The following is a 9,590-nucleotide window of genomic DNA, read 5'->3' on the forward strand; positions in this document are numbered from 1 at the left end:
TGCCCGGCGGGTTCGAGACCCTCCACGGGGCCGCTGACCGCGCCGACGTCGAGGTGCGTCCCGGTGCCGATGACATACGGGTCGGCGCCGTTGAATCACATAAGGCACCGGCGAACTCTGCGGGAAGCCGACGACAGCACCACTGCCAACATCCGTGGCGCCATTATTCGCCCCACCCGACAGTTCCGGTCGCCATCGCTTCTACTCGCCCCGTTTGAGCACCGACTTGAATCCGAGAAATGCGCACCCAAGGTGCGAGCTTTGCACCCTGCGTTGTGCCGGGTCGTAAGTTATCACGGGTGCCGGGTGGCGACAATACAACGTCCGTCGCTACTGACCGTAGTGGACATTCGCCGAAAGGCGGCGGTCACCGAATATGATCATGTCGCTCATCGCTGCGTCTTCCGGATTGATGGGCGTGGTTACCCAGGTGAGACCGAGGGCTAGTGCGATGAACGGGTAATCCCGAATCGGATCTTGAAACTGATTGCGTACCCGGATTCCGGTCGGACGCCCGCAGGTGCCGACATGCCGCGATCCGCGCGTCACGCAGCCTGACGCGCGGACGGCCCGCGATCCTCGGCCGAAGATTCCGGACCAACTTCTGCTCCCGATGCCACCGGATCTCCGCCTGGTCCGCGTGCCCCTGAGGCGGTTCGCTTCGACCGCGGCCTCAGCGCACATCCGGGTCCTCGGGCCAGTCCCGCGGCCACCCTTCAACCAGGGCTCCGTACCGGCCCGGCGCCAACTGGTGAGCGGTGCACCAGGCGGTGGCCGCCCGGTCGCGGGCAAGCCCGTCCAACACCGTCTCGTAGGCGGCGACCGCAGGGCCCGCCAAGCGACCGACAAGGGTTGCCTCGGTCCACTCGGACGGCGGAGTCCAGACGGTGATCGTGCCTGGCTGGTCGAGCCGAAGCAGCACGATGAACTCCACCGGAAGCGAGGTGCCGGGGGCCAACTCCTGCCGGAAGGCGTTGAACCGGTCGAACCGCGCCACGCACGCAGGATCCAGCTCCACCGTCACCTGGGGTACGTGGTCCGCCCCCAGCCGGTACTGCTGCTGCCTGCCTGCCTTCCGCCAGCGCGACCTCCGTCGCCAAAGCTGCACCGTGACATCGTGGCGTACCCGAATCCGAACCGCACGGGTGAGGTTCTGAGGTTCCACCTGGTCTGTTGCGTTGGACGGGGACTATCGGGGACTCAACTTCGGTGGGTGGGTCCGGTGAGTTCGGACCCGACGGCCCCGGGACCGCTCACGGTGGGCCGACGACGGGATCTCGCCGGCCCACCATGCCTGCTGGCTACCGAACCCGCAGCCGCTGATGTACTGCCGCGGCGGGAGCGTAGGTGGGGTCACCGGAGTAGGCGACATGGACGGGGTACACCCCTGCCGACAGTCCGGCGGTCGGCAGTTTGATGACGGCCGCGCCGCCGGTCAGCGGAACCACCTGCGTAGTGCCGCCGAAGGTGACGGCGATCTCACCGGTCGCCTTCGGCGCCTTCTTGTGCTGGGACAGTGCCCTCACATCGACGTTCAGCTTGAACGTGCCACCACGGACGATCGACGCAGGTGCGGCTTTCGCCGTCACCACGACTCTCGCCGTACCCGAAGGCCTCAGGGTGACCTGGGCTGAGCTCGCCTTGGTCGGGTCGACCACCGACGTCGCCACGACGTTGAGCGACGACGCGGTCTCGGCAGCGGCCACCGAGAGCAGACCATCCGCGGAGATGGTCGTGCCCGCCGAGGTCGCTCCCCTGACCGACCACGTCACCGCGGGGCTGACACCTTCGTTGGTCGTCACCTGAGCGCCGAACTGCCTGACCCAGTTCCAGCCCTTCGTCAGGTTCTCGGTCGCGGGCGTCACCGACACGGAGTCGACTCCCGACCACAGGTGGTCCCTGGCGAAGATCGTGAACAGTTGGCCCGCCGTCATCCCGTCGTGTGCGCCGGGCACCTGGGTCGTCTCGGCGGTGAACCCTCGAGCCCTGAAGTTGTTCGCGATGGCGTCCTGGGCGTCGAGGTTACCCTCGAAGACACCATTGCCGAGGAACACGAAGAGGTCGTCATCCCCGACCGCATCTGCGATGTTGTCGTAGTCCTGGGCGGTGAGGGACGGATTTCCGGAGAAGTGTCCATAGAACGCGAACGTGGTCGGGTAGTTCCTGATGACGACCCCGCCGGTCATCCCGCCGTACGAGAACCCGGCGTAGGCGCGCCCCTCACGCTCGGTCGAGACGTTGTACTTCTCTTCGATGAGGGGAAGGATCGTCCGGACCAGGTTGTTGGCGGCGTTGGTCTGGTTGTAGGAGGCGAAGCCGAGGCTGGTGCCCGTGAAGTGATTCCCCATGGTGACGACCACCGTGGGCTCGATCTCGCCGTTAGCCGTCATGTTGTCCAGGATGTTCGGGACATTCGCCGGGACCATGAAGTCGGTCTCGTCACCGAAGATGCCGTGGGCGAGATACGCAACCTTGTACGGCTCCGCGCGGTTGGCATCGTAGTTGGCCGGCAGGTACACGCCGAGGTAATGGCCACTGTCGCCCAGGATCGTGGTGTAGGGAATGTACTGGACGGTGCCCCGCCGCGAGGGGTCCGCCATCGGCAGCTCGTACTCCGCACGCTCCTTCAGCACCGGGTCGTTCTGCTTCTTGGCGTACGGCACGTACACGGCATCGAGAACATCGTTGTTCCTGACCCGGAACGAGGACTGGCCAGGGGGTCGAGGGTTCGTCGACGCCGGATCCCAGATGCGCTTGTTCTCCCAACCCTGGGTCGGGTCCCAGACCCGGTACCAGTAGCTGAGACTTCCGGCGTGCAGCGGGACCGAGACCGACCAGTATCCCTTCGAATCCTTGGTCATGTCCCTGAGGAACTCGGTACCTCCAGCGTGGTACCGCCCCGGCTGCCACGCTTCCGGCTGATACCGCGTGTTGCCGGTATTGACGTCGAGCAGGGTCAGGTCCCCGGCAAGGCGGACCTGGGTGGCATTGGGATTGTGGTAGACGAACTTGACGGTGTATCCGGTAGGTGAATTGCGATCCGCCGTGACGGTCGCGCCCTTCACAATCGGGGGCCTGCCTGCGGCGGCGGCTGGCGTGGAGACGATGGCGCCCGCACCGAGTGACACGAACGCGAGCAACGAGATCGCACGCCTGAGCCTGCGTCTTCCGATCTCTTTCCTCATCTGAGGATACTCCTCTGTGGTCTCTTCTCGTGGCCTTATTCGGATATCTGGTCTTATTCGGACACTGGCAACTGAGGGCCTCCCTATTTCACCTCCAACCGAGCCCCATGTGGTGTGGCGATCGATGGCGGGTGATGCTGACGAATCCAAGGTCGGACTCATCATTTCTTGATTCGGATCACTGCCGGAGGAGCCACCGACGGATGGAGGCCTCCTCGTACGTCGGCGCTGCCGCCGTGCCGGTCCGGCTCGCAGAACGCCTCGAGGGGGTACCGCGGAGCGCATGGCGGCGGAGGCCGCCGGGAGATGCCTGCGGGACGGGACGCGGTGTGGTGGTTGGACGTGAAGAGCCCCCTCCTGGGCCACGTGGGCTCCCTTGCCCGTCGAGGACCCCGCTTCGGCACCCTAGGGACCTAGTGCTCAGCTAAATCGAATTAGCAAGGGGTAGTGTGGCTGGGCGCGCTTTCCGATGTCAAGGGCGTCCGGGGCTGGCGCACTGTCGGGTTGCACCTGGTCGTCGCGGCATCGACGAGGCCGTGCGGCCGGTGGTTGGCGCGTAGGGCGGCTCGGGCGATGTTGACCGGTCGCTGCGGCGAGCAGCGTCCGGCAGTGCGCAAGCCGTTCAAACGGCTGGGCTCGCGAGGACGCGGCCCTGACCGAGCCAAAGATGATCTCGACGTTGTGGGGTCGGCCGAGGTCGAGGTGGTCGACGATCAGCGCCGCGAAGAAGCCGCGGGCATGGCGGGGTGCGTCGAACACGCAGGAGAGTCGACCGGCGGGACCAACAGCCCGCGACCACGGTGACGACGCCGGTGTAACTGCCGCGTCTCGGGCAGACGGTCAGGACGACTCCGGAGCGAGGCCAAGGATGCCGGAGGCGACGGAAGCGTCGCCTCTCCGCTCAGCCGTGCCGCCAGGCTGCCTGCAACTGGCTGAACTCCTGGTGGAAGTCGGGGAAGGTCTTGCGTACGCAGTCGGGGTCGTCAAAGCGGATTCCCGGCGTCCGCAGACCAAGAACGCTCATGCTCATCGCGATGCGGTGATCCGCCCGAGTCTCCACCAGTGCTGGCTGCGGTCGGCCGGGGTTGATCATCAACCAGTCGGGCCCGGTGTCGGTGGTGATGCCGCACGCGCCGAGCGCCGTCGCCATCGCGTCGATGCGATCGGACTCCTTGACGCGGCAGTTGCCGACGTCGGTGATCCGGACCGAGTCGTCGGCGAACGGGGCGATCGCGGCCAGGGTCATCATCGTGTCGCTGATGTCGCGCATGACAACCTCACCGGGGCTGCGCAGCCGTGCCGGGCCCGTCACGGTGGTTCGGTCGTCCTCCACCCTCACCTCACAACCCATCGCGGGCAGCACTTCGGTGGCGAAGCGCAGGTCACCCTGCCTCGTACCGCAGCCGAGACCGAGCGCGGTCACGGTATTGCCGGTCACCGCGGCCGCGGCGAAGAAGTACGAGGCGGTGGAGGCGTCCGGCTCGACGACGTACTCCCGTGCCTCATATCCACCCGGGGCGATGGTGATCCACGATCCTTCACGCGTGGCGTCCGCGCCGAACTCGCGCATCATGGCGAGGGTCAGCTCCACGTACGGCACCGACACCTCGTCCAGGACCTCGATAGTCAGACCATTCTGGGTGCCCGGGCCCATCAGGCACAGTGCGCTCAGGTACTGGCTGGAGGTGCCGGCGTCGACCTGCACCGTGCCACCGGCCACGCGATCGGCCTCGATGCGCAACGGAAGTCGGTCCCCCTCCGCGGCGTGCACCTGCACGTCCAGAGCGCGTAGTGCCCGCAGTAACGGCGCCATCGGCCGGGCTCGCATCTGCTCACTGGCGTCGATGACGAACCGGCCTGTTCCGAGCGATGCCAGCGCGGGCAGGAACCGCGCCGCGGTACCGGCGTCGTGACACCAGACCGTCGCCCCCTCAGCCGGCGGACCAGCCGGACTGCCGGTGACGTTCCACCCCTCAGGCATCCGTTCGACACGAAAGCCCAGCGCGGCGAGTCCGTTGGCGAACGCCACTGTATCGGCCGACTCCAGCGGCGCGACCAGGCGACTCGTACCATCCGCCAGCGCCGCCACGAACAGCGCCCGAGCCGTCACGGACTTCGACCCCGGCACCCGAACCGTCACCGTGCGGGATGACACCATCACCAATCCTCCACATCAGGCCGTCCCAACGGACCGCCCCGCATGGCGCAGTGCAGCGGCCCTGCCCAGCGCCTGGACCACTCGCGACTTCGCCCATCAGCCAGAACTGGCGCGACACTCAACGCGCTCCACATCGATCCGGCAAGCTCACGACTTCCGGTGATCTACACAATATTCGGGGCGTCGCCGGAGGTCCATCAAACCCAGCGGAGTCCCGGCCATCGAATTCCAGGCACGACGCCCCCGGGTCTACCCGGCGGCGCTCGGCTGATCTGAGCGCAAACGATCATCGCCGGGTACGTCTTCATGCAGAACCTCCGGCGCGGCCACCACGAAATCGCCAAAATGATCTGACCCCACGCTCGAGACCGGTTCCACCCGCGCAGGGAACCAGCAACACGACAGCGCCCGCAAGTTTATTGACATAGGGAAATGGAGATAGTCAGACTTCAATGTAAGGCATGTAAGGACAAGGAAGGGGTAGGTATGCGAGGAACAGAGCATTCGCAGGTTCGTCGCGCTGCGAGACGGTGGTACCACGGAGGGCTGGCGGTCGCGCTGGTGACGACGCTGTTCACGGCCGTCGGCGTCGGCACCGCCCAGGCCGCGCCGTTGGCCCACGACGACTTCGAGGACGGCAACGCCGCGGGCTGGGTGACGACCGGCGGCACCTGGATCGTCACCCGGGAGAACACCCGGGTCCTGCGACAGTCCAGTCTCAGCGCCGGCGCGCTCGCCCGCACTGGCCAGCCCGGCTGGCGGGACTACAACGTCACCGCCACGGTCACCCCCGACTCGTTCAACGGGATGCCGGGCTTCACCGGAGTCGCGGCCCGGGTGTCGTCCAGCAGCTCGTACTACGCGCTGGTGCTCCGCCCCGACGAGACACTCGCGCTGGTCCGGACCGTCAACGGCACGACGAACACGCTCGCGGCCACCCGACTGGCGGTCTCCGAGGACACGCCGTACACCCTCACGCTACAGGTCACCGGGCAGCGTCTCACCGGACGCGTCAACGGTACCCAGTTGACCGCCTCGGACGGTTTCCTCTCCACCGGCCTGGCCGGACTGGTCACGAGGTGGACCACGGCATCGTTCGACAACGTCTCGGTCGACACCAACTGACCTGAACCCGCCGGCCATACCCCACCGACCAGGCCCCGACCGTAGGAGACGGTGGGCCTGGCGGCGGGGTTTCACCTGCATCGCGGGCGGGCTCGATGATCCGGCATGGGGGCTACCGTTGCCGCCGCTATCGGAACGGAAGCCACTCGACCGTGAGGTTGAACTCGTGTGTCGTAGGGGCTGGCATTGCGGCCGGTGCGCGAGTTGAACTCTGTTCGTCGACGGTGCGGATGTCGTTGCAGAGCAGGTGCATATGATCGCCGGCATGGCGCTGCGACCTGTTCAGGTGAACATGAAGGCTCTCGACGAATCGGCGGTCGGCCGGTTCTGGGCGGAGGCGCTCGGCTGGAGTGTTTTCAGACCCGGCGTGACCACCTACGTTGGACCCGTCGGCGACTTCGTTTGGCCGGACCCGCTCGTCGTCGGCATCAACGTCATTACCGTCCCGGAACGCAAGACAACAACCAAGAACCGTTTGCACCTCGATCTCGCCACCACCTCTGCGGCCCATCAGGCGGAGTTGGTCGCGCGTCTCCGGGCCTTCGGTGCGACGCCCGCCGACGTGGGCCAGGGCACGGTGCCGTGGACGGTCCTCGCCGATCCGGAGGGCAACGAGTTCTGCGTGCTGGAGCCTCGGGAGGTCCACCGGGACAGCGGGCCGATCGCCGCGGTGGTGGTCGACTGCGCGGATCCGCAGGCCATCGCCCGGTTCTGGGGTGAGGCGATCGACTGGACCCTGCATGAGGTGACTGACGATCATGCGGTGTTGCGCGCCGCCCAGGGTGTCGGCCCCTATCTCGAGTTCCTCCGCACGCCTGGCGTGAAGACCGTGCCGGACCGCGTCCATCTCGACCTGCTGCCGTACCCCGATGACGACAAAGCAGCGGAGGTGGCCCGGCTGCGGGCCCTCGGCGCCACCGACCTCGACCTGGGCCAGGGCGACGTCCCGTGGACGTGCCTGGTCGACCTGGAGGGCCACGAGTTCTGCGTCCTCGCCCCGTCCTGACCGGAACCAGGACGGCGATGATGACCGGGTCAGCAGAACCTGGCGGCGGTGGCGTCGTCAGACGGCGATGACGCCGGGCCGTCCGTTCTCCACCACGAAGGACGCGGAGGTGCGCACCGGCGACTCGCGCCGCTCGATGGTCTCCACCACCCGCACGTCGGTACGCCAGGAGTCCGGCCGGACGTCGCACCGCAGGTAGCCGCGACCGAGGCCGTCGAAGTGGCGCACGTGCGGGTTCAGGACCGGGTTGGCCTGCTTGATCGGGGCGTCGAACTCGGCCGGGAAGTCGGAGCTGATCGACGTACCGACGAACTCCGTGGCGACGGTCGGCGACGCCGGGTCGTCGAAGTCGAGCTTCAGGTCGCTGATCCAGGTGGAGTGGATGTCACCGGCCAACACCACGGGGTTGGCGACCCGCGCGTCGGTCAGCAGCCGCAGCAGCCGGTCGCGCTGCGGCATGTAACCGTCCCACTGGTCGAGGTTGACCAGGGACGGCGGCACCGGCCCGGTCGGGTTCGGGAATCGGATCCGGCTCATCATGACCTGCTGCGCGATCACGTTCCACCGGGCGTACGAGTGAACCAGTCCCTGCGTGAGCCACCGCTCCTGGGCGTCGCCGGTCAACGTACCGGTGACGTTGTCGCGGCCCGGTTGCTCCGGGCCTAGATCGCCCGTGCCGGGCTGGTCGGTGCGGTACTGGCGGGTGTCGAGCACGTTGATCCGGGCGAGCCGGCCGAAGTCGAACCGGCGGTAGATGCGCAGGCCGTCGCTGCCGGGGCGCAGGTGCGCCCGGATCGGCATGTGCTCGTAGTACGCCTGGTACGCGGCGGCCCGCTGCCGGGCGAACTCGTACGGGTTCTGGTGGGCGGGGCCGTCGTCCGACTCGTCGACCAGATCGGCGTAGTTGTTCTCGGTCTCGTGGTCGTCCCAGGTCACCACGAACGCGGCGGCGGCATGTGCGGCGCGCAGCGCGGGGTCACTCTTGTACTGGGCGTGCCGGTTCCGGTAGTCGTCGAGGGTGCGCAACTGGTCGAGGCCGAGGGTATCCGGCGCGACATGGGCCCGGTCCGGGAACCGGCTGTTCGGGTCGTACTCGTAGATGTAGTCGCCGAGGTGGAACACCACATCGAGGTCCTCGTCGGCCAGCGCCCAGTACGCCGGCCAGTAGCCGTTCTGGAGGTCCTGGCAGTTCGCCACCCCGAAGCGCAACCGGTCCGGCCGCGAGAACGGGTGCGGAGCGGTCCGGGTGCGACCGACCGGGCTGACCTGCCCGGCCACGCGGAACCGGTAGAAGTATTCCCGCCCCGGTTCCAACCCCCGCACGTCCACGTGCACGGAGTGGGCGAGCCGCGGGTCGGCGACCGCGACGCCGGAACGCTCCACCCGGCGGAACCGCTCGTCCCGGGCGACCTGCCAGCCGACCTGCACCGGGCGGCCGGACCAGGCCGCGTACCGGTCCCGGATCAGCCGGGTCCAGAGGACCACACCGTCCGGCAACGGGTCGCCGCTTGCCACACCCAACAGGAACGGCTCCGTGGTGTCGGCGGCACGGGCGGGCACCGCCCGTTGCGCGGCCACCGCGAGCACCGTCGTGCCAGCGGCCGTGGCCGCACCGGTCAGCAACTGCCGACGGTTCACCAGGAAATCCACGGCGTGGAGTGTGACAGTTCCATCCGACCGGCACGACAACACGGACCGAAATCTCCGTTCCCTGCGAATTGCCACGGGCCACACAGCGGTCGTGGACAACATCGGCACCACCCCGTCCGGGGCTGCGAGCCGGGGCTCGACACCGGACGGCGCGGCGTCGACGTCCGTGACGTCACCCGGGCTGCCCCGGCCGGACGGCGCGCCGTACACCGGGGCGGATCTCGACGGCGAGGGCTCGTCGCCGAGCGCGGGTTGCCGACGTACTGGCCGGACGAGTTCCGGCGGACGGTGCGCGCCCTGATCGAGTTCGGCGTGCACCGTCCGTGGCGGCGGGGATTCGTGGTGGTGCGAGAGGTGTGGGGGTGGATCCCCGCCGCCACGTACGGGATGGAAAGGGGTCAGATCTGGATGCCGCGGGTGGCGGCGTTCGGAACGAGAGGGACGTCGCCTACTCCGCCCCAGGTGT

General features: G+C 67.7%; 8 protein-coding genes. 4 read left to right on the forward strand and 4 right to left on the reverse strand.

The window, feature by feature from the left end; all coding sequences use genetic code 11:
* Positions 1–673: 673 nt before the first annotated feature.
* Positions 674–997: a hypothetical protein gene (locus ACFP2T_RS31400; RefSeq protein WP_377428152.1), complete on the reverse strand. Its 324-nt coding sequence runs from the start codon at positions 995–997 to the stop codon at positions 674–676.
* Positions 998–1,301: 304 nt separating this feature from the next.
* Positions 1,302–3,350, reverse strand: a complete 2,049-nt coding sequence (locus ACFP2T_RS31405; protein WP_377428154.1) for an alpha/beta hydrolase-fold protein — start codon at positions 3,348–3,350, stop codon at positions 1,302–1,304.
* 444 nt (positions 3,351–3,794) lie between these two features.
* Here ACFP2T_RS31405 and ACFP2T_RS31410 point away from each other — a divergent pair, with 444 nt between their 5' ends.
* Positions 3,795–3,989: a hypothetical protein gene (locus tag ACFP2T_RS31410; protein ID WP_377428156.1), complete on the forward strand. Its 195-nt coding sequence runs from the start codon at positions 3,795–3,797 to the stop codon at positions 3,987–3,989.
* Between the two features lie 97 nt (positions 3,990–4,086).
* On the opposite strand, the gene aroA is transcribed toward ACFP2T_RS31410, so the two are convergent.
* On the reverse strand, positions 4,087–5,343 hold the full coding sequence (gene aroA / locus ACFP2T_RS31415) for a 3-phosphoshikimate 1-carboxyvinyltransferase (protein WP_377428158.1): 1,257 nt from the start codon (positions 5,341–5,343) through the stop codon (positions 4,087–4,089).
* A gap of 561 nt (positions 5,344–5,904) precedes the next feature.
* Between aroA and ACFP2T_RS31420 the strand changes: the two genes are divergently transcribed.
* Together ACFP2T_RS31420 and ACFP2T_RS31425 are read left to right on the forward strand one after the other, a co-directional pair.
* Complete coding sequence (locus tag ACFP2T_RS31420; protein ID WP_377428160.1) at positions 5,905–6,468, forward strand: hypothetical protein; 564 nt, start codon at positions 5,905–5,907, stop codon at positions 6,466–6,468.
* Between the two features lie 265 nt (positions 6,469–6,733).
* Entirely contained in the window at positions 6,734–7,474 is a 741-nt protein-coding gene (locus ACFP2T_RS31425) for a VOC family protein (RefSeq protein WP_377428162.1), read from the forward strand.
* A gap of 57 nt (positions 7,475–7,531) precedes the next feature.
* Here the strand turns inward: ACFP2T_RS31425 and ACFP2T_RS31430 are convergent, their stop codons facing one another.
* Positions 7,532–9,124, reverse strand: coding sequence for an alkaline phosphatase D family protein (locus ACFP2T_RS31430; RefSeq protein ID WP_377428163.1), 1,593 nt, complete (start codon positions 9,122–9,124; stop codon positions 7,532–7,534).
* A 252-nt stretch (positions 9,125–9,376) separates the two neighbouring features.
* On the opposite strand from ACFP2T_RS31430, the gene ACFP2T_RS31435 reads away from it, so the two are divergent.
* The coding region (locus tag ACFP2T_RS31435; RefSeq protein ID WP_377428164.1) for a hypothetical protein at positions 9,377–9,590 on the forward strand (214 nt) is incomplete at its 3' end.

Source organism: Plantactinospora solaniradicis (assembly GCF_042658085.1).
In the GTDB taxonomy this organism is placed as follows: domain Bacteria; phylum Actinomycetota; class Actinomycetes; order Mycobacteriales; family Micromonosporaceae; genus Plantactinospora; species Plantactinospora solaniradicis.

Coding starts and splice junctions, on each gene's coding strand:
- aroA (WP_377428158.1), bottom strand. CDS start 5,343: ATGGTGTCATCCCGCACGGTGACGGTTCGGGTGCCGGGGTCGAAGTCC.
- ACFP2T_RS31405 (WP_377428154.1), bottom strand. CDS start 3,350: ATGATGAGTCCGACCTTGGATTCGTCAGCATCACCCGCCATCGATCGC.
- ACFP2T_RS31425 (WP_377428162.1), top strand. CDS start 6,734: ATGGCGCTGCGACCTGTTCAGGTGAACATGAAGGCTCTCGACGAATCG.